This window comes from Pseudomonas sp. AC239, from assembly GCF_979258545.1.
The window spans coordinates 2,699,054-2,717,500 of sequence record NZ_OZ409864.1 but is presented as its reverse complement, the minus strand read 5'-3'; the positions used below and the strand labels follow the sequence as shown (position 1 = coordinate 2,717,500).

16 protein-coding genes (1 of these 16 running past the window's edge) are annotated in these 18,447 nt (G+C 60.4%); 12 read left to right on the top strand and 4 right to left on the bottom strand.

Translation table 11 applies throughout. The annotated features are described in order from the left end of the window. Together ACZ0AZ_RS12325 and aptA are read right to left on the bottom strand one after the other, a co-directional pair. A protein-coding gene (locus ACZ0AZ_RS12325) for a CoA-acylating methylmalonate-semialdehyde dehydrogenase (protein ID WP_039764099.1) crosses the window boundary here: on the bottom strand, positions 1-41 show its 5' end (the start). It extends 1,453 nt beyond the left edge of the window; the window shows 41 of its 1,494 coding nt (coding positions 1-41); it begins with the start codon at positions 39-41; the stop codon falls past the left edge of the window. A 75-nt stretch (positions 42-116) separates the two neighbouring features. Continuing rightward, positions 117-1,466, bottom strand: coding sequence for an omega-aminotransferase AptA (gene aptA, locus ACZ0AZ_RS12320; RefSeq protein ID WP_042609779.1), 1,350 nt, complete (start codon positions 1,464-1,466; stop codon positions 117-119). A 137-nt stretch (positions 1,467-1,603) separates the two neighbouring features. On the opposite strand from aptA, the gene ACZ0AZ_RS12315 reads away from it, so the two are divergent. From ACZ0AZ_RS12315 to ACZ0AZ_RS12275, 9 genes are all read left to right on the top strand, one after another. Then, a complete protein-coding gene (locus ACZ0AZ_RS12315; RefSeq protein WP_039764096.1) occupies positions 1,604-2,524 on the top strand; it encodes a LysR family transcriptional regulator in 921 nt (306 codons plus the stop codon). 115 nt (positions 2,525-2,639) lie between these two features. Then, a complete protein-coding gene (locus ACZ0AZ_RS12310) occupies positions 2,640-4,028 on the top strand; it encodes a uracil-xanthine permease family protein (RefSeq protein ID WP_463537461.1) in 1,389 nt (462 codons plus the stop codon). 88 nt (positions 4,029-4,116) lie between these two features. Next, positions 4,117-4,767: a TetR/AcrR family transcriptional regulator gene (locus ACZ0AZ_RS12305; RefSeq protein ID WP_463537460.1), complete on the top strand. Its 651-nt coding sequence runs from the start codon at positions 4,117-4,119 to the stop codon at positions 4,765-4,767. A 7-nt stretch (positions 4,768-4,774) separates the two neighbouring features. After that, positions 4,775-5,356, top strand: a complete 582-nt coding sequence (locus ACZ0AZ_RS12300; RefSeq protein WP_463537459.1) for an IMPACT family protein — start codon at positions 4,775-4,777, stop codon at positions 5,354-5,356. A 598-nt stretch (positions 5,357-5,954) separates the two neighbouring features. Next, complete coding sequence (locus ACZ0AZ_RS12295; RefSeq protein WP_463537458.1) at positions 5,955-7,502, top strand: ABC transporter ATP-binding protein; 1,548 nt, start codon at positions 5,955-5,957, stop codon at positions 7,500-7,502. Between the two features lie 12 nt (positions 7,503-7,514). Continuing rightward, positions 7,515-8,621, top strand: a complete 1,107-nt coding sequence (locus tag ACZ0AZ_RS12290; protein WP_463537457.1) for an ABC transporter permease — start codon at positions 7,515-7,517, stop codon at positions 8,619-8,621. Continuing rightward, complete coding sequence (locus ACZ0AZ_RS12285) at positions 8,621-9,547, top strand: ABC transporter permease (protein ID WP_039764088.1); 927 nt, start codon at positions 8,621-8,623, stop codon at positions 9,545-9,547. Before ACZ0AZ_RS12290 ends, ACZ0AZ_RS12285 begins: the two co-directional genes overlap by 1 nt. A 276-nt stretch (positions 9,548-9,823) precedes the next feature. After that, positions 9,824-10,510: an SDR family oxidoreductase gene (locus tag ACZ0AZ_RS12280; RefSeq protein WP_039764086.1), complete on the top strand. Its 687-nt coding sequence runs from the start codon at positions 9,824-9,826 to the stop codon at positions 10,508-10,510. 256 nt (positions 10,511-10,766) lie between these two features. Continuing rightward, positions 10,767-12,137: an 8-oxoguanine deaminase gene (locus tag ACZ0AZ_RS12275; protein WP_463570860.1), complete on the top strand. Its 1,371-nt coding sequence runs from the start codon at positions 10,767-10,769 to the stop codon at positions 12,135-12,137. 108 nt (positions 12,138-12,245) lie between these two features. Here the strand turns inward: ACZ0AZ_RS12275 and ACZ0AZ_RS12270 are convergent, their stop codons facing one another. After that, positions 12,246-13,337, bottom strand: a complete 1,092-nt coding sequence (locus tag ACZ0AZ_RS12270; RefSeq protein ID WP_056787779.1) for a calcium:cation antiporter — start codon at positions 13,335-13,337, stop codon at positions 12,246-12,248. A gap of 288 nt (positions 13,338-13,625) precedes the next feature. On the opposite strand from ACZ0AZ_RS12270, the gene ACZ0AZ_RS12265 reads away from it, so the two are divergent. The 3 genes from ACZ0AZ_RS12265 to ACZ0AZ_RS12255 all read left to right on the top strand — a co-directional run bounded on the left by ACZ0AZ_RS12265 (position 13,626) and on the right by ACZ0AZ_RS12255 (position 16,844). Next, positions 13,626-14,699 carry a BMP family ABC transporter substrate-binding protein gene (locus tag ACZ0AZ_RS12265; RefSeq protein ID WP_129998098.1) on the top strand — a complete coding sequence of 358 codons (1,074 nt, stop codon included), beginning with the start codon at positions 13,626-13,628 and terminating at the stop codon, positions 14,697-14,699. A gap of 145 nt (positions 14,700-14,844) precedes the next feature. Beyond that, the gene (locus ACZ0AZ_RS12260; protein WP_463537456.1) at positions 14,845-15,810 is read left to right on the top strand and encodes a 2-oxoglutarate and iron-dependent oxygenase domain-containing protein; all 966 of its coding nucleotides are present in this window, start codon (positions 14,845-14,847) and stop codon (positions 15,808-15,810) included. Positions 15,811-15,890: 80 nt separating this feature from the next. Next, positions 15,891-16,844, top strand: a complete 954-nt coding sequence (locus ACZ0AZ_RS12255) for an adenosine deaminase (RefSeq protein ID WP_024011466.1) — start codon at positions 15,891-15,893, stop codon at positions 16,842-16,844. A gap of 126 nt (positions 16,845-16,970) precedes the next feature. Here ACZ0AZ_RS12255 and ACZ0AZ_RS12250 read toward each other — a convergent pair whose 3' ends face one another. Continuing rightward, positions 16,971-18,353 carry an MFS transporter gene (locus tag ACZ0AZ_RS12250; protein WP_463537455.1) on the bottom strand — a complete coding sequence of 461 codons (1,383 nt, stop codon included), beginning with the start codon at positions 18,351-18,353 and terminating at the stop codon, positions 16,971-16,973. Positions 18,354-18,447 lie beyond the last annotated feature (94 nt).

Genomic DNA, 18,447 nt, shown 5'->3' with positions numbered 1-18,447 from the left:
GTCACCAGTTCGCCATTGATCAAATGCGGGATAACGCTCATCGAACACTCCTGAATTTTTGTCCACGGGCACCCGTTAAGGCGTGCCCGTTTTTGTAGGTATATATAGAAGGAAAATCAGTCGAGCTTGTTCAGCACTTCGCCGACCGCGTCGAACAGACGATCGAGGTCTTGCGGCTTGCTGTTGAAGGTTGGGCCGAACTGCAGGGTGTCGCCGCCGAAGCGCACGTAGAAACCGGCTTTCCACAAGGCCATGCCCGCTTCGAAAGGACGCACGATGGCGTCGCCGTCACGCCCGGCAATCTGGATCGCGCCGGCAAGGCCGTAGTTACGGATGTCGATGACGTTCTTCGAGCCTTTCAGGCCGTGCAGCGCATTTTCGAAATGCGGCGCGACTTCGGCGACGCTCTGCACCAGGTTTTCCTTTTGCAGCAGGTCGAGTGCCGCCAGGCCAGCGGCACAGGCCACCGGGTGCGCCGAATAGGTGTAGCCGTGAGGGAATTCCACGGCGTATTCCGGCGTCGGCTGGTTCATGAAGGTCTGGTATATCTCGGAGCTGGCGATCACCGCGCCCATCGGAATCGCGCCGTTGGTGACCTGCTTGGCGATGCACATCAAGTCCGGGGTCACGCCGAAGCTGTCGGCGCCGAACATCGAACCGGTACGGCCGAAACCGGTGATCACTTCATCGAACACCAGCAGGATGTTGTGCTGATCGCAGATCTCGCGCAGACGCTTGAGGTAACCCTGGGGTGGAACCAATACCCCGGCAGAGCCGGCCATCGGCTCAACGAACACCGCAGCGATGTTGGAAGCGTCGTGCAGCTCGATCAACTTGAGCAGCTCGTCAGCCAAAGCGATACCGCCCTGCTCCGGCATGCCACGGGAAAAGGCATTGCTCGCCAGCAGCGTGTGCGGCAGGTGATCGACATCCATCATCGCCTGACCGAACAGCTTGCGGTTGCCATTGACGCCGCCGAGGCTGGTGCCGGCAATGTTCACGCCGTGATAGCCACGGGCACGGCCGATCATCTTGGTCTTGGTCGCCTGACCTTTCAGACGCCAATAGGCACGGACCATTTTCACTGCGGTATCGGCGCACTCGGAGCCGGAGTCGGTGAAGAACACGTGGTTGAGATTACCCGGCGTCAGCTCGGTGATTTTCTCAGCCAGCTGGAACGACAGCGGGTGGCCGTACTGGAAGCCCGGCGAGTAATCGAGAGTGCCCAACTGTTTCGAAACGGCTTCCTGGATTTCCTTGCGGGTGTGCCCGGCGCCGCAGGTCCACAGACCGGACAGCGAGTCGTAGATCTTGCGGCCCTTGTCGTCGAACAGCCAACTGCCTTCGGCGCCGACGATCAGACGCGGATCGCGCTGAAAGTTGCGGTTGGCGGTGTACGGCATCCAGTGCGCATCCAGCTTCAGTTGGCTGGCCAGTGGCGATGGCGCGTTTTCAGGCATGTTCATCGGGCAAAACCTCGCAGGGCATAAGCGTCAGTGAGATGGAAAGCGTTGTTGCAGCTAAGTTGCCACGCGGATAAAGTCGGTGAAATTCAACTCTTCTAACCTTCAGTTAGACCCATGCTAAACAAAGAGAACAAAAAATGAGCAGCCGCCGCGCCGATCCATTGGCTCAGGTCAGTGATTTTGATATTCGCCTGCTGCGGATTTTTCGCAGTGTCGTGGAGTGTGGCGGCTTCTCCGCAGCGGAAACCGTGCTTGGCATCGGGCGCTCGGCGATCAGCCAGCAGATGAGCGATCTGGAGCAGCGCCTCGGCCTGCGCTTGTGCCAGCGTGGGCGGGCCGGGTTTTCGCTGACCGAGGAAGGTCGCGAGGTGTACCAGTCAGCGCTGCAACTGTTGAGTGCGCTGGAAAGTTTCCGCACTGAGGTCAACGGTCTGCACCAACACTTGCGAGGTGAATTGATCATCGGCCTGACCGACAACCTCGTCACCCTGCCGCACATGCGCATCACCCATGCCCTCGCGCAGTTGAAGGAGCGCGGGCCGGATGTGCAGATCCAGATTCGCATGATTGCGCCGAACGAAGTCGAACAAGGTGTGCTCGACGGACGCCTGCACGTAGGCGTGGTGCCGCAGGCCAGTGCCTTATCCGGGCTGGAATATCAGCCGTTGTACAGCGAGCGTTCGCTGCTGTACTGCGCGGTGGGTCATCCGTTGTTTTATGTCGATGACAAACAACTCGACGATCAGCGCCTCGACAGTCAGGACGCAATTGCGCCGACCTTCCGTTTGCCGGCGGAAATTCAGGCGCACTATCAGGCGCTCAACTGCACCGCCAGTGCCTCTGACCGTGAGGGCATGGCGTTTCTGATTCTGACCGGGCGCTACATCGGTTATTTGCCGGATCACTACGCCAGCCTTTGGGTGCAGCAAGGGCGGTTGCGCGCGCTCAAGGCCGGCACGCGGTATTACGATTTGAGTCTGGCATCGGTCACGCGCAAGGGGCGGCGCCCTCATTTGGTGCTGGAAAGTTTCCTCGAGAGTCTGGCCGCGACGCGATAGATAAGCGCGCAGAGCCCAGCCCGGCAGGGCCTCATCGACAGAATCCAGGAATAACCTGAGCAAGTGGACAGGTTTTTGCAGAGAAGGGATAACTCTCCTTCAAGAAGCCAAAGCCATGCAGCCAGATTCCGACTCGTCCAGTGAACTGATCTACGGCCTCAACGACCGCCCCAAACCACTCGCCGCCATTCTCGCCGCACTGCAACACGTGCTCGCCAGTTTCGTCGGCATCATCACCCCGCCACTGGTGATCGGTTCCGCGCTCGGGCTGACCGCGCATCTACCGTACCTGATCAGCATGGCGCTGATGGTCTCGGGCGTCGGCACTTTTATCCAGGCGCGGCGACCGTTCGGCATTGGCGCGGGGATGATCTGTCTGCAGGGCACCAGTTTCGCGTTTCTCGGTGCGGTGCTGTCAGCCGGGTTTCTGGTCAAGCAGCGCGGCGGCAGCCCGGAAGATATCCTGGCAATGATTTTCGGCGTGTGCTTTTTCGGCGCAATCGTGCAGATCGTGCTCAGCCGTTTCATCGGTCAGTTGCGCCGAGTGGTGACACCGCTGGTGACCGGCATCGTCATCACGCTGATCGGCATCAGCCTGATCAAGGTCGGCATCACCGATCTGGGTGGCGGCTTCAACGCGCCGGACTTCGGCGCGCCGGGCAATCTGGCCTTGGGCGTGTTCGTGCTGCTGACAATCATTCTGCTCAACCGCTCGAATACGCCGTGGGTGCGACTGTCGGCGATCATCATCGGGCTGGTGCTCGGCAGTATCGCCGCGTGGTTCAGCGGAAAATTGCTGCCACAGCCGTTGCCTGACTTGCCGCTGGTGAGTTTTCCTACGCCGTTCAAGTTCGGATTCAACTTCGACTGGACCGCTTTCCTGCCGGTCGCGCTGATTTATCTCATCAGCACCATCGAAACCGTCGGCGACCTCACCGCCAATTGCATGCTTGCCCGCCAACCGATCAGCGGCCCCTCTTATATAAGCCGCTTGCGCGGTGGCGTGCTTGGAGATGGCGTGAGCTGCATGATCGCGGCGACCTTCAGCGCGTTCCCCAATACGACGTTCGCGCAAAACAATGGCGTGATTCAACTGACCGGTGTGGCCAGCCGCTACGTCGGCCTGTACATCGGCGCGATCCTGTTCTGCCTCGGCCTGTTCCCGATGATCGGCGCGGTGCTGCAACAGATCCCCAAACCAGTGCTCGGCGGTGCAACGCTGGTGATGTTCGGCGCGGTGGCGGCGGCGGGCGTGCACATTCTCGCGCAGTCGCCGCTGGACCGGCGCAGTATGTTGATCATCGCCACTTCGTTCGGCGTCGGCCTCGGCATCGCCGCGCAACCGAACCTGCTGCACCTACTGCCGAAACTGGTGCAGAACCTGTTCGACTCGGCGATCACCAGCGGCGGGCTGACGGCAATCTTCCTCTGTCTGTTGTTGCCTGAAGGCAAAACCACAGCGGCAAATAGCCCCGCGTCATTGAACAAGATCGAACAGGCGTAACTGTTTTTCCGCGCAAGGACTTGTCGGATGCCTGTGGGTGCGCTATCAACGCAACTGGTTGCACCCACAGACAATCCCGGAAGTGCCTATGACCTTTGAAGTCCCAGCCCACGGCGGCAAACCCGCCAGCCGCATTCGTCAGAAGAACGAAGAGACCATTCTCAAAGCCGCCGAAGACGAGTTCGCCCGTCACGGGTTCAAAGGCACCAGCATGAACACCATCGCGCAGAATGCCGGGCTGCCCAAGGCCAATCTGCATTACTACTTCACCAACAAGCTCGGTTTGTATGTGGCGGTGCTGAGCAACATCATCGAGTTGTGGGACAGCACCTTCAACACCCTCACTGCCGAGGATGACCCGGCCGAAGCGCTGACCCGCTACATCCGCGCGAAGATGGAATTCTCCCGGCGCCAGCCACAGGCCTCGCGGATCTTCGCCATGGAAGTGATCAGCGGCGGCGAATGCCTGAGCGAATATTTCAATCAGGATTACCGCGCCTGGTTCAACGGGCGCGCGGCGGTGTTTCAGGCGTGGATCGATGCAGGCAAAATGGACCCGGTCGATCCGGTGCATCTGATCTTCCTGCTGTGGGGCAGCACCCAGCATTATGCCGACTTCGCCACGCAGATCTGCCGCGTCACCGGGCGCAGCAAGTTGACCAAGCAGGACATGGAAGACGCCGGCAACAACCTGATCCGCATCATTCTCAAAGGCTGCGGCCTCACTCCTTCTCAATAAGACGTTTATGCCTTTCACCCTCAGCGGTTTTTGCGAGTACCGCGAAGAGATTCGCAAAAGCCGCTTTATCACTCTGGCGACACCGATCAGCAGCCCTACCGACGCGCAGGCGTTTTTCGAGCAGCACAGCGACTTGAATGCCACGCACAACTGTTGGGCGTGGAAACTCGGCGCGCAATACCGCAGCACTGACGATGGCGAACCCGGCGGCACCGCCGGACGCCCTATTCTGGCGGCGATCGAGGCGCAGAACTGCGATCAGGTCGCGGTGCTGGTGATCCGCTGGTACGGCGGCATTCAACTGGGCACCGGCGGTTTGGCCCGGGCCTACGGCGGTGGCGCCAACAAGTGCCTGCAAGCGGCGGAAAAAATCGAGCTGATCAGCCGTGTGTCGCTGAGTTGCGCCTGTGGATTTGCCGAGTTGGCGCTGGTGAAGTTGCGCGTGGCCGATCTCGGTGGATTGGTGGTGGAGGAAAACTTCACGGCCAATGGGGTGGAGTTGAAGTTAGCGGTGGGGCAAGCGCAGATCGATATCTTGCAAACGCAACTTGCTGACTTGAGCCGTGGGCGGATTTTGTTGCAGCGATAAATTCAAGATCAAAAGATCGCAGCCTTCGGCAGCTCCTACAGTTGAAATGCGTTCCCCTGTAGTAGCTGCCGAAGGCTGCGATCTTTTAGGGCATCCCCGAGTTGGCAAGTTGCCCACACCTGTTGTGCACCCGCTTGTGGATAACCTGAGCACACACCGCTGTAACCCTTCTGTCATGCGGCTTTGCGCGATTTGTTCACTTTTCGTTCAATTGATCCGACGAAAAGGAAATTCAGCTTAAAAACAAACAGTTAACTGCGTTTATCACCATTAGAACAAAGCAATGCAGTGCTTATGCCCGGGTCCCAGGCTTGCGCACAATTACTGTGGAGCAACCTGTGGATAAGCCGTTCATGACCACCGCTGTCGCTGGATCTGTCTAGGCCGCAAGCGTTTGCTCACTTTTTAACCAACTACTCGCGGGCAAAACTGGAGCCTGATCAACGGCTTTGCGCTGAAATGGTGCTCGACCACGAACCAGATCGAGCGCCAATGCGTTGCAATCGGCGTTTGCCAACGGGTTGCGCAAGCGTTCCTGACTCAATGGCCAGGAAATTGCTTTATCCACAGGCACAACTCCAAGCCAGTCGAGCCTGTCATGTCCATCGCCCCTTCCCCGCCGCGCCTGCAACTGCGGCAGATCAGCAAACGCTACCCCGGATGTCTGGCCAACGATGCCATCGACCTGAGCATCGCGCCGGGTGAAATCCATGCCCTGCTCGGTGAAAACGGCGCGGGCAAAAGTACGTTGATGAAGATCATTTACGGGGTCACCCACTGCGACAGCGGTGAAATGCTCTGGGAGGGTCAGCGCGTGCAGATCCGCAATCCGGCGCAGGCGCGGCAGTTGGGTATCGGCATGGTGTTCCAGCATTTCTCGCTGTTCGAAACCCTCAGTGTGGCGCAGAACATTGCTTTGGCGATGGGCGTGGCGGCCGGCACGCCGAAACAATTGGAGCCGAAGATTCGCGAAGTATCGCGGCGTTATGGCATGGCGCTGGAACCGGAGCGACTTGTCCACAGCCTGTCGATCGGCGAGCGCCAGCGGGTGGAAATCATCCGTTGCCTGATGCAGGACATCCGCCTGCTGATTCTCGATGAGCCGACCTCAGTACTGACGCCGCAAGAGGCGGACGAATTGTTCATCACCCTGCGTCGCCTCGCCGCTGAGGGCTGCAGCATTCTGTTTATCAGCCACAAGCTCGGTGAAGTGCGCGCCTTGTGCCACAGCGCCACGGTGCTGCGCGGCGGCCGGGTAGCCGGGCATTGCCTGCCCGCGCAATGTACGGATCAGCAACTGGCACAACTGATGGTTGGCGAAGCGGCGGCATTAATTGGCGAGTATCCGAAGGTCAGCGGTGGCGCGGCGTTTTTGCAGGTGCAGGGTTTGAGCTGGCACAACCCGGACCCGTTTGGCTGCTCACTGACAGACATCGACTTGCAAGTGCGCAGCGGTGAAATCGTCGGCGTCGCCGGAGTTGCGGGCAATGGTCAGGACGAGTTGCTCGCCCTGCTCAGCGGCGAACAAATCTTGCCCCGGGCGCAAGCGGCGACCCTGCGCTTCGCAGATAGAAACGTCGCTGACCTGCGCCCGGACGCGCGGCGCAAACTCGGTCTGGCGTTCGTGCCGGCCGAACGCCTTGGCCACGGCGCAGTGCCGGAGTTGAGTCTGGCCGATAACGCCCTGCTCAGCGCTTTCCAGCAAGGGCTGGTCAGCCACGGGTTGATCCAACGCGGCAAAGTCGAAACCCTCGCGCAGCAGATCATCCAGCGCTTCGGCGTGAAAACCCCGGACACGCAGACCGCCGCGCGCAGCCTGTCCGGCGGCAACCTGCAGAAATTCATCCTCGGCCGGGAAATTCTTCAGCAACCGAAACTGCTGATCGCCGCGCACCCGACCTGGGGCGTCGACGTCGGCGCCGCCGCGACCATCCATCGCGCCTTGATTGCCCTGCGCGATGCCGGCGCAGCGATTCTGGTGATTTCCGAAGACCTCGATGAATTGTTCCAGATCAGCGATCGCCTCGGCGCGCTGTGCGGCGGACGTCTGTCGGCACTGCAAGACACCGGCCTTACACAACTGAGCGATGTCGGCGCATGGATGGCCGGCCAGTTCGATCACTCACCTCGCGCCGCCTCGGTTTAACGGAGTTTCAACATGCTGCTTTCCCTCGAACCCCGTGGCCAGCAATCGCGCCTGATGCTGTGGTGCTCGCCGTTATTGGCGGCGGCGCTGACTCTCGGCTGCGGCTCGCTGTTGTTCATCGCGCTCGGCCACGATCCGCTGCAAACCTTGCACACCCTGCTGATCGCACCGGTCAGCGATTTGTATGGCGTGTCCGAATTGCTGGTCAAGGCGCTGCCAATTCTGCTCTGCGCACTGGGCCTGGCCGTGGCTTATCAGGCGCGGATCTGGAACATCGGCGCCGAAGGCCAGTTGCTCCTCGGCGCACTGGCCGGCAGTGCTCTGGCAGTGAACGTTATCGACATGCAAAGTCGCTGGGCGCTGGTGCTGATTCTGCTGACCGGGACGCTGGCGGGCGCCGCATGGGCCGGGCTCACCGCTTGGCTGCGCACGCGCTTCAATGCCAACGAAATCCTCACCAGCATCATGCTCAATTACATCGCGTTGAACCTGCTGCTGTTCTGCGTGCATGGGCCATTGAAGGATCCGGCGGGATTCAACTTCCCCGAGTCGGCAATGTTCGGCGACGCCAGTCGTCTGCCGCTGCTGCTGGAGGATGGCCGCGTGCATGCCGGGGTGTATTTCGCCCTGCTCGCCCTGGTCGCGGTGTGGGTGTTTTTGCAGAAAAGCTTTATCGGTTTCCAGATCAAAGTGCTCGGTCTGGACAAGCGTGCGGCAGGTTTTGTCGGCTTTCGCGAGAAGCGTCTGATCTGGCTGGCGCTGTTGATCAGCGGCGGTTTGGCCGGGCTGGCCGGGGTCTGCGAAGTGACCGGGCCGATCGGCCAACTGGTGCCGCAGGTGTCGCCGGGCTATGGCTATGCGGCGATTACCGTGGCGTTTCTCGGACGGCTGAATCCGCTTGGCATTTTGTTCTCCAGTCTGCTCATGGCGCTGCTGTACATCGGCGGCGAGAGCGCGCAGATGTCGCTCAATCTGCCGCAAGCGATCACCCAATTGTTCCAGGGCATGATGCTGTTTTTCCTGCTCGCCTGTGACGTGCTGATTCTCTATCGGCCACGTCTGAAACTGCGCTGGACCCGGCGCGCCTCGACCCCTGCCGTAACCGCCGGAGCGCTGTGATGGATATCGATCTGTTGAGCAATATTTTCTATGCCATGGTTCGCTGCGGCACGCCGCTGTTGCTGGTGGCATTGGGTGAGTTGATCTGCGAGAAGAGCGGCGTCCTCAATCTCGGCCAGGAAGGCATGATGCTGTTCGGCGCGGTGATCGGTTTTATCGTCGCGCTGAACAGCGGCAACCTGTGGCTGGGTGTGCTGCTGGCGATGTTGGCCGGGATGTTGTTGTCGTCACTGTTTGCCCTGGTCGCACTGGTGTTCAACGCCAATCAGGTCGCCACCGGTTTGGCCCTGACGATCTTCGGCGTGGGCCTGTCGACATTTGTCGGCGCGGCCTGGGTGGGTAAGCCGCTGGCGGGTTTCGAGCCTCTGGCGATTCCGTATCTGAGTGAGATCCCGCTGATCGGGCGGATGCTGTTTGCCCAGGATCTGCTGGTGTATCTGTCGTTCGCGCTGTTTGCGCTGGTGGCGTGGGTGATCATCAAAAGTCGTGTCGGCCTGATCATTCAAGCAGTCGGTGAAAACCCGGATGCGGCCAGCGCGATGGGCTTGCCGGTGCTGACCGTACGCACCTTGGCGGTGTTGTTCGGCGGAGCAATGGCCGGGCTGGCCGGGGCTTATCTGTCGTTGGCGTACACGCCGATGTGGGCGGAAAACATGACCGCCGGGCGCGGCTGGATCGCTTTGGCGCTGGTGGTGTTTGCCAGTTGGCGGGTGTGGCGCTTGCTGCTCGGGGCGTATCTGTTTGGCCTCGCCAGCATCCTGCACTTGGTGGCACAGGGATTGGGACTGGCGATTCCTTCGAGCCTGCTGGCGATGCTGCCGTATGTGGCGACGATTTTGGTGCTGGTGATGCTGTCCCGCGATGCCGTGCGCACTCGATTGTATGCGCCGGTTTCGTTGGGGCAACCGTGGCAATCGGGACATTAATTGATACCAGAGCGGGCCTCTTCGCGAGCAGGCTCGCTCCCACAGGGGATCTGAGTGAACGTGGGCAAATGTGGGAGCGAGCCTGCTCGCGAAAGCGTCCGCACAGGCAACACTTGAATCACGCCCCACAACTGTTTCTGATCAAACACCCTCGAGAAACTCAAGAAGCCTGGAGTATGCTCCGGGGTCAAAGCCTGTTTTCGCCAAGCGCTGCAACTGTGGCGCGGTCAGGCGTGTCCATTGAATCCTGAATGCTGACTTTCAAGGAAACCCATCATGTCTCAGGCAAAAAACGCACTGATCATCGGCGCCTCCCGCGGCTTGGGCCTCGGTCTGGTGAAGACCCTGCTGGGCGATGGCTGGCAAGTGACCGCGACGGTGCGCAATCCGCAGAAGGCCGAGGCGCTGCAAGCGCTGGGTGACGTGCGCATCGAGAAGCTCGATATGGACGATCAGCAAGCAGTGATCGCCCTGAGCCAGAAGCTCAAGGGCGAAACCTTCGATCTGTTGTTCGTCAACGCCGGGGTCAAAGGCCCGGACGTGCAGACCCCGGGCGGCGCAACTCTGGCCGAGGTCGGGCAGCTGTTTTTCACCAACGCGGTGGCGCCGATCAATCTGGCCCAGCGTTTCGTCGGGCAGATCCGCGACGGCAGCGGCGTGCTGGCGTTCATGAGTTCGGTGCTCGGCAGCGTGACCATGCCCGACGCGCCGGAGCTGGCGCTGTACAAGGCGAGCAAAGCGGCGCTGAACTCGATGACCAACAGTTTTGTCACGCAACTGGGCGAGCAGAAACTCACCGTACTGTCGCTGCACCCGGGCTGGGTGAAGACCGACATGGGCGGCGAAGGTGCTGACCTGGATGTAGAAACCAGCACTCGCGGGCTGATTGATCAGGTCAATGCGTTCACCGGCAAGGGCGGGCATCACTTCGTCAATTACAAAGGGGAAACGATTGCCTGGTAAGCACTGAAAATCCCGATGTGGGAGCGAGCCTGCTCGCGAATACGATCTGTCAGGTAAATCTGTATCGACTGACATGACGCCTTCGCGAGCAGGCTCGCGCCCACAGAGAGTGATGGTGAATGGTCGGGTGGCGCTTGCCCGGCGCTGCGATTTGTTTGAAACTGCGCGCCTCGTCCTTCGCGGCGACCCTGGATCAGCAGACAGGGCAACACTGAGCTGGCAACCCTGAACCCAACTTTCAGAGGAGCCGGCCACAATGCCTGCGACCCGTACCTGGTTAAAAAACCCCCTCGCCATTTTCACCTCCAACGAGCTTGATGCCCGTGGCGGCCTTGTCGTGCAAGACGGTGTGATCGTCGAAGTGCTCGCTGCCGGTCAGCAGCCGTCGGCGCCGTGCAATGCAGTGTTCGATGCCCGCGAGCATGTGATCCTGCCGGGCCTGATCAACACTCACCATCACTTCTATCAAACCCTGACCCGCGCCTGGGCGCCGGTGGTCAATCAGCCGCTGTTCCCGTGGCTGAAAACCCTGTACCCGGTATGGGCGCGGCTGACCCCGGAAAAACTCGCCCTCGCGACCAAAGTGGCGCTGGCCGAATTGCTGCTCTCGGGTTGCACCACGGCTGCCGACCATCACTATCTGTTCCCGGATGGTCTGGAAAACGCCATCGACGTGCAGGTCGAAACGGTGCGTGAACTGGGTATGCGCGCCATGCTTACGCGCGGCTCGATGAGCCTCGGCGAGAAGGACGGCGGCCTGCCTCCGCAACAAACGGTGCAGGAAGGTCAGGTGATTCTCGATGACAGCCAGCGGCTGATTCACGAGTACCACGAGCGTGGCGACGGCGCGCAGATCCAGATCGCTCTGGCGCCATGTTCGCCGTTTTCGGTGACTCCGGAAATAATGTCCGCCAGCGCTGATCTGGCGAACAAGCTCGATGTGCGTCTGCACACCCACTTGGCGGAAACCCTCGATGAAGAAGACTTCTGCCTGCAACGCTTCGGTCTGCGCACCGTCGATTATCTGGACAGCGTCGGCTGGCTCGGCCCGCGTACCTGGCTGGCCCACGGCATCCATTTCAACCCCGACGAAATCGCCCGCCTCGGCCAGGCCGGCACCGGCATCTGCCACTGCCCAAGCTCGAACATGCGCCTGGCTTCCGGGATCTGCCCGAGCATCGAGCTGACCGACGCCGGCGCGCTGTTCGGTCTTGGCGTCGACGGTTCGGCGTCCAACGATGCCTCGAACATGATCCTCGAAGCGCGTCAGGCCCTGTACATCCAGCGCCTGCGTTACGGCGCCGAAAAGATCACCCCGGAGCGCGTGCTGGGCTGGGCGACCAAGGGTTCGGCGAGCCTGCTCGGTCGCAGCGACATCGGCGAAATCGCCGTGGGCAAGCAGGCGGATCTGGCGTTGTTCAAGCTTGATGAACTGCGCTTCTCCGGCAGCCACGATCCGATTTCGGCATTGCTGCTGTGCGGCGCTGATCGCGCGGATCGGGTGATGATCGGTGGCAAGTGGCGTGTGGTTGATGGTCAGGTTGAAGGGCTGGATCTGAAAGGTTTGATCGCCGATCACAGTAAGGCGGCTCGGCAGTTGATCACCGGCACCTTATCCGATCATTAATCCCTGTGGGAGCGGGCTTGCCCGCGATGGGGGTGTGTCAGGTACATATATGGTTTCTGACACACCGCAATCGCGGGCAAGCCCGCTCCCACAGGTTTTTCAGCGTCCCTATAGGCCCAGTAGGGACAGCATGATGAATGTGGCAAACAGCACAAAGTGCGTCATGCCCTCAATGGCGTTCGTCTCGCCGTCATTGAGGTTGATCGCGCTGACGATCAGGGTGATGAAGATCATCACCGTTTGCACCGGGGTCATCGCCATTTGAAACGGCTGGCCGGTGTACAGCGCCATCGCTTCCATCACCGGCACGGTCAGAATCACCGTCGACAGTGACGCGCCCATCGCAATGTTGACCACCGACTGCATGCGATTGGCCAGTGCCGCACGCAACGCAGTCAGAATCTCCGGCGCTGCAGAAATCGCTGCCACCAGAATCGCCGTGATCACCGGCGGTGCACCCGTGCCTTCCAGGCCCAGATCGAGGGTCTTGGACATCACCTCGGCCAGTGCGCCGATGATCACCACCCCCGACACCAGAATGCCGATCGACAGCGCCAGGCTGACCGGCTTCGGCTCCTGCTCGACCGGCTCTTTCTTGCGACGTTTGTCCGGGTAGCTGTAGCTGAAAAAGTAACTGTGCGGGCCGACCTGCATGCGCAGGAACAGCGCGTAAAGCACCATCATCGCGCCAATGGTGAACGCCGAATACATCTTCCAGTTGGCCTCGGGAATGAACTCCGGGACCACCATCGACACGCCCATCGCGGTGAGAATCATCACGCTGTAGCTGCGCGCCGAATCGTCGTTGTAGGACTGCTCGCCGTGTTTGATCCCGCCCATCAAAGCGGCGAGGCCGAGGATGCCGTTGATGTCGAGCATCACCGCTGAATAAATCGTGTCGCGCACCAGCGTTGCCGAGGCTTCGTTGCTCATCATGATCGCCAGAATCACCACTTCGACCAGCACCGCCGAGAGCGTGAGGATCATCGTGCCGTAGGGATCGCCGACCTTTTCCGCCAGCAGTTCGGCGTGATGAGCGACGCGCATCGAGGCGGCGACAATAAAGGCGATCAGCAGCAGACCGCCGCCCAGCGCGACGATCTGGCCGCTGTGCAGCAGCCAATGTTCCAGTGGATAAGCGACGCACGCGGCAAGGACTGCCAGCAGCAGGAAGCTTTCTTGTTTGAGGATCGAGAGCATGACGGGCCTTTTGCCGAAAAGAGCTGATGAAGCTACTGACTGCCGCGCGCCGCTAACGTTTCGTTACATCTTTGCGCACCAAACCATGGCGGCTGATTTCAGGCATGCACATTTATTAGCCATACCGGCCTCTTCGCGAGCAGGCTCGCTCCCACATTGAATTGCGATCCCCCTGTGGGAGCGAGCCTGCTCGCGAAGGCCGCACTGCGGTTGTGGATTTTTTATTGTCCTGTTGGTCAGCAATTTGCATTGGCCCTGAGCACACACAACAAAATGGAGTTCGGGTTCATGCCAATACGTCTGCTGCACACACTGCTGTACGCCGCCATCGGTCTGGGAATCAGCCTGAGCGCCAGCGCTGCCGATCCGCTGAAGGTCGGTTTCGTCTACATCGGCCCGATCGGTGACCACGGCTGGACGTATCAGCACGAACAGGGGCGCAAGGCCCTGGCGGAAAAACTCGGCACGCAGATCACCACCAACTACGTGGAAAACGTCGCCGAGGGCGCCGACGCCGAGCGGGTGATCCGCAACATGGCCAAGGACAAATACGACCTGATCTTCACCACCTCTTTCGGCTACATGAACCCGACAGTGAAAGTCGCCAAGCAATTTCCCAAAGTAACGTTCGAACACGCCACCGGCTACAAGCAGGACAAGAACCTCGGCACTTATCTGGCGCGCACTTATGAGGGCCGTTACGTCAGCGGTTTCCTCGCGGCGAAGATGACCAAGACCAAGAAGATCGGCTACGTCGCCTCGTTCCCGATTCCGGAAGTGATCCGCGACATCAACGCTATCCAGCTCGCCTTGAACAAGTACAACCCTGGCACCGAAATCAAAGTGGTGTGGGTCAACTCGTGGTTCGATCCGGGCAAGGAGGCCGATGCCGCCAACGCGCTGATCGATCAAGGCGTCGACGTGGTGTTCCAGCACACCGACAGCCCGGCGCCGATCCAGGCCGCTGAACGACGCGGCGTGTATGCCGTGGGTTACGCCTCGGACATGGCCCACTTCGGACCGAAAGCGGTGCTGACCTCGATCGTCAACGACTGGGCGCCGCATTATATTCAGGCGACGCAGAGCGTGATCGACCACACCTGGAAATCCCAGGATTACTGGGGCGGGCTGAAGGAAGGCACAGTGGAACTGCCGATCAGCGATCTGGTGCCGGCGCCGGTGAAAGCCGAAGCCGAGCAGTTGATTGCCGACATCAAGAGCGGCGCGTTGCAGCCATTTACCGGGCCGATCAAGGATCAGGCCGGTGTGGAAAAAATCCCCGCGGGCGTGAGCGCGACCAACGCGGAACTGGCTTCGATGAATTATTACGTTGAAGGCATGAAGGCCGAGATGCCGAAGTAGTCCCCCGATTCACCACACAGAACCCTGTGGCAGCGAGCCTGCTCGCGAAAGCGGTGTGTCATTAAACAAAAATGTTGTCGGACACTCCCTCTTCGCGAGCGGGCTCGCTCCCACATTGGAAACACAGCGTATTCAAGGATTGTGTATGGATCAGCTTCCGATCATTGATATCAGCCCGCTCTATGGCGACGACGAAAACGCCTGGCCTGCGGTGGCCGAACAAATCGACCAAGCCTGTCGCGAGTGGGGCTTTTTCTACATCAAGGGCCATCCAATCTCGGCGCAGCGCATCGACGATCTGCTCGATCACGTCCAGCGCTTCTTCGCCTTGCCCGCCGCAGAAAAACTGAAGATCGACATTACCCAGACCCGCCATCATCGCGGCTACGGTGCGATTGCCACCGAGCAACTGGACCCGGACAAACCCAGTGACCTCAAAGAAACCTTCGACATGGGCCTGCACCTGCCGAACGAACATCCCGAGGTGCTCGCGGAAAAACCCTTGCGCGGCCCCAATCGCCATCCGGCGCAACCCGGCTGGGAAGCGCTGATGGAACAGCATTACCTCGACATGCAGGCGCTGGCGCAAATCCTGTTGCGGGCGATGACCATTGCGCTGGGCATCGAGCGCGACTTCTTCGATTCGCGCTTTGTCGAGCCGGTCAGCGTGTTGCGCATGATCCATTATCCGCCGCGTCACACCGCCAGCTCCGCCGAGCAACAAGGTGCCGGCGCCCATACCGATTACGGCTGCATCACCCTGCTCTATCAGGACAGCGCCGGAGGTTTGCAGGTGAAGAACGTCAATGGTGAGTGGATCGACGCGCCACCGATTGACGGCACGTTCGTGGTCAACCTCGGCGACATGATGGCGCGCTGGAGCAACGACCGTTATCGCTCGACGCCGCACCGGGTGATCAGCCCGCTGGGTGTGGATCGCTATTCGATGCCGTTCTTCGCCGAACCGCACCCGGACACGCGCATCGAATGCCTGCCCGGTTGCCAAGACGCACAGCATCCGGCGAAATATCCGACCACCACCTGCGCACAATTCCTGCTGTCGCGCTTCGCCGATACCTACGCCTATCGCCGCGAGCAAGAGGCGGTTTGATCGATCACCTGGTCAGGTTTTGCCAATTGTTGCAGCCAGCCTCTGTAGAATGCCGGCATTGCACCTGATGAGAAAAGACTATGTACGACTGGCTCAACGCCCTGCCCAAAGCCGAACTGCACCTGCATCTGGAAGGTTCGCTGGAGCCTGAACTGCTGTTCGCCCTGGCCGAACGCAACAAGATCGCCCTGCCGTGGAGCGACGTCGAAACCCTGCGCAAGGCGTACGCCTTCAACAATCTGCAGGAATTTCTCGACCTGTATTACCAGGGCGCCGACGTGCTGCGCACCTCGCAGGACTTCTACGACCTGACCTGGGCTTACCTGTTGCGCTGCAAAGCACAGAACGTGATTCACACCGAACCGTTCTTCGATCCGCAGACCCACACCGACCGGGGCATCCCGTTCGAAGTGGTGCTCAACGGCATCGCCGCCGCGCTCAAGGATGGCGAGACGCAACTGGGCATCAGCAGCGGTTTGATCCTCAGCTTCCTGCGCCACCTCAGCGAAGACGAAGCACAGAAAACCCTCGATCAGGCACTGCCGTTCCGTGATGCGTTTGTCGCGGTCGGGCTCGACAGTTCCGAGATGGGCCATCCGCCGAGCAAGTTCAAACGCGTCTTCGATCGCGCCCGCGACGAAGGCTTCCTCACCGTCGCCCACGCCGGTGAAGAAGGCCCGCCGGAGTACATCTGGGAAGCCATCGACCTGCTGAAAATCCAGCGCATCGACCATGGCGTGCGCGCCATCGAAGACGAGCGCCTGATGCAGCGGATCATCGACGAGCAGATTCCGCTGACCGTATGCCCGCTGTCGAACACCAAGCTCTGCGTGTTCGATCACATGTCGCAGCACAACATCCTCGACATGCTCGAGCGCGGCGTGAAGGTCACGGTGAACTCCGATGACCCGGCGTATTTCGGCGGGTACGTGACCGAGAACTTCCATGCGCTGCATGAACATCTGGGCATGACCCAGGATCAGGCCAAGCGCCTGGCGCAGAACAGCCTGGATGCGCGGTTGGTGAAACCGTAAGCAACTGCAAAATCACATCAATACCTGTGGGAGCGGGCTTGCCCGCGATAGCGGATTGTCAGTCAACATAGATGTTGAATTTGCTGGCCCCATCGCGGGCAAGCCCGCTCCCACAGGGTACTGCGTTTATTTGAATAGCTGCGCTTCGGTCAGCTCTTCCAGGGTCTTGCCCCGCGTCTCCATCCCGAACAGCCACACCACGCCCGCCGCAATCGCGAAGCACGCCGCGCCCAGCGCGAACACGCCGCCCTGCCCGGTTATCGGGAACACCAGCCCGGTCACCAATGGCCCGAGCAGCGAGCCGACGCGGCCGATCGCCGAGGCGAATCCCGATCCGGTTGCCCGTGCCGAAGTCGGGTACAGCTCTGGCGTGTAGGTGTAGAGCACCGCCCACATGCCGAACAGAAAAAATTGCATCAACAGCCCGGTGCCGATCAGCAGCGCCACGTTGCCGCCGAACACCGCGCTCTGCCCATACAGAAATGCCATCACCCCGCCGCCGAGCAGGGTGACGATGCACACCGGTTTGCGCCCCCAACGCTCGACCAACCATGCCGCCATGAGGAAGCCGGGAATCCCGCCGAGCGAGATCAGCACGGTGTAATACACCGATTGCGTCACGGCGAAACCCGACTGCTGCAGCAATGCGCTGAGCCAGGAAGTCAGCCCGTAAAAACCCAACAATGCGAAGAACCACAGACTCCAGATCATCGTCGTGCGCTGGCGATATTGCGGCGACCAGATCTGCTTGAGCGCCGAGAAGAAATTGCCCGGTGGCGTCACCGTGCGTGGCAAACGAACCGGTTCCGGTAACGCCGCACCGCCCAGCGAAGCACGCACCCGCGCTTCAATGCCGTTCAACACTTTGTCCGCGTCGGCGTCGCGCCCGGCCTGTTCCAGCCATCGCGGTGACTCAGGGATGAAAAAGCGGATCGCCAGGACAAATACCGCCGGCACCGCCAGCACCAGAAAGATATCGCGCCAGCCAATCAGCGGCAGCAGGAAGTACGAGAGCACGCCCGCCGCGACAAAACCCAGCGGCCAGAAGCCGTCCATCAGGGCGATGTAGCGTCCGCGTCGTTGCGCCGGAATCAGCTCCGACAGCATCGATTGCGCGATGGGAAATTCCATGCCCATGCCGATTCCGAGCAGGATGCGAAACAGCGTCAGCGTCTCCACCGTCTGCGCCGTCGAACACAGGTAACTGGCCAAGCCCCACAGCACGATGCTCCACTGAAACACCGGTTTGCGCCCAAAGCGGTCGGCAAGCATCCCCGACAGCGACGCCCCGAGCACCATGCCGAAGAAGCTCGAGCTGGCCAGCAGCCCTGCTTGCGCACTGCTCAGGCCGAACTCGGCTTTGATCGAGCCGAGCAGGAAAGTCATCATCGCCAGATCCATGGAGTCGAAGAAAAACGCCAAGGCAATGATGATGAAAATGACGCGGTGATAACCACTGAGCGGCAGCCGTTCCAGGCGCTCAGCCGCGCTAAAGCGTTGTGTATTCATGTTGCGCTCCCCATCCGGAAAAATCCCCGGATCGAGTGTGCGCGATGGTCACTCAGAGGTCGTACTGGATGCGACCTGTTCACAGCCGTAGACG

Excerpts from the sequence above, each read along its gene's own strand:
- ACZ0AZ_RS12285 (WP_039764088.1), top strand. The coding sequence starts at position 8,621 with ATGGATATCGATCTGTTGAGCAATATTTTCTATGCCATGGTTCGCTGC.
- ACZ0AZ_RS12270 (WP_056787779.1), bottom strand. The coding sequence starts at position 13,337 with ATGCTCTCGATCCTCAAACAAGAAAGCTTCCTGCTGCTGGCAGTCCTT.
- ACZ0AZ_RS12305 (WP_463537460.1), top strand. The coding sequence starts at position 4,117 with ATGACCTTTGAAGTCCCAGCCCACGGCGGCAAACCCGCCAGCCGCATT.
- ACZ0AZ_RS12310 (WP_463537461.1), top strand. The coding sequence starts at position 2,640 with ATGCAGCCAGATTCCGACTCGTCCAGTGAACTGATCTACGGCCTCAAC.
- ACZ0AZ_RS12265 (WP_129998098.1), top strand. The coding sequence starts at position 13,626 with ATGCCAATACGTCTGCTGCACACACTGCTGTACGCCGCCATCGGTCTG.
- ACZ0AZ_RS12255 (WP_024011466.1), top strand. The coding sequence starts at position 15,891 with ATGTACGACTGGCTCAACGCCCTGCCCAAAGCCGAACTGCACCTGCAT.
- ACZ0AZ_RS12280 (WP_039764086.1), top strand. The coding sequence starts at position 9,824 with ATGTCTCAGGCAAAAAACGCACTGATCATCGGCGCCTCCCGCGGCTTG.
- ACZ0AZ_RS12290 (WP_463537457.1), top strand. The coding sequence starts at position 7,515 with ATGCTGCTTTCCCTCGAACCCCGTGGCCAGCAATCGCGCCTGATGCTG.
- ACZ0AZ_RS12315 (WP_039764096.1), top strand. The coding sequence starts at position 1,604 with ATGAGCAGCCGCCGCGCCGATCCATTGGCTCAGGTCAGTGATTTTGAT.
- ACZ0AZ_RS12295 (WP_463537458.1), top strand. The coding sequence starts at position 5,955 with ATGTCCATCGCCCCTTCCCCGCCGCGCCTGCAACTGCGGCAGATCAGC.
- aptA (WP_042609779.1), bottom strand. The coding sequence starts at position 1,466 with ATGAACATGCCTGAAAACGCGCCATCGCCACTGGCCAGCCAACTGAAG.
- ACZ0AZ_RS12250 (WP_463537455.1), bottom strand. The coding sequence starts at position 18,353 with ATGAATACACAACGCTTTAGCGCGGCTGAGCGCCTGGAACGGCTGCCG.
- ACZ0AZ_RS12300 (WP_463537459.1), top strand. The coding sequence starts at position 4,775 with ATGCCTTTCACCCTCAGCGGTTTTTGCGAGTACCGCGAAGAGATTCGC.
- ACZ0AZ_RS12275 (WP_463570860.1), top strand. The coding sequence starts at position 10,767 with ATGCCTGCGACCCGTACCTGGTTAAAAAACCCCCTCGCCATTTTCACC.
- ACZ0AZ_RS12260 (WP_463537456.1), top strand. The coding sequence starts at position 14,845 with ATGGATCAGCTTCCGATCATTGATATCAGCCCGCTCTATGGCGACGAC.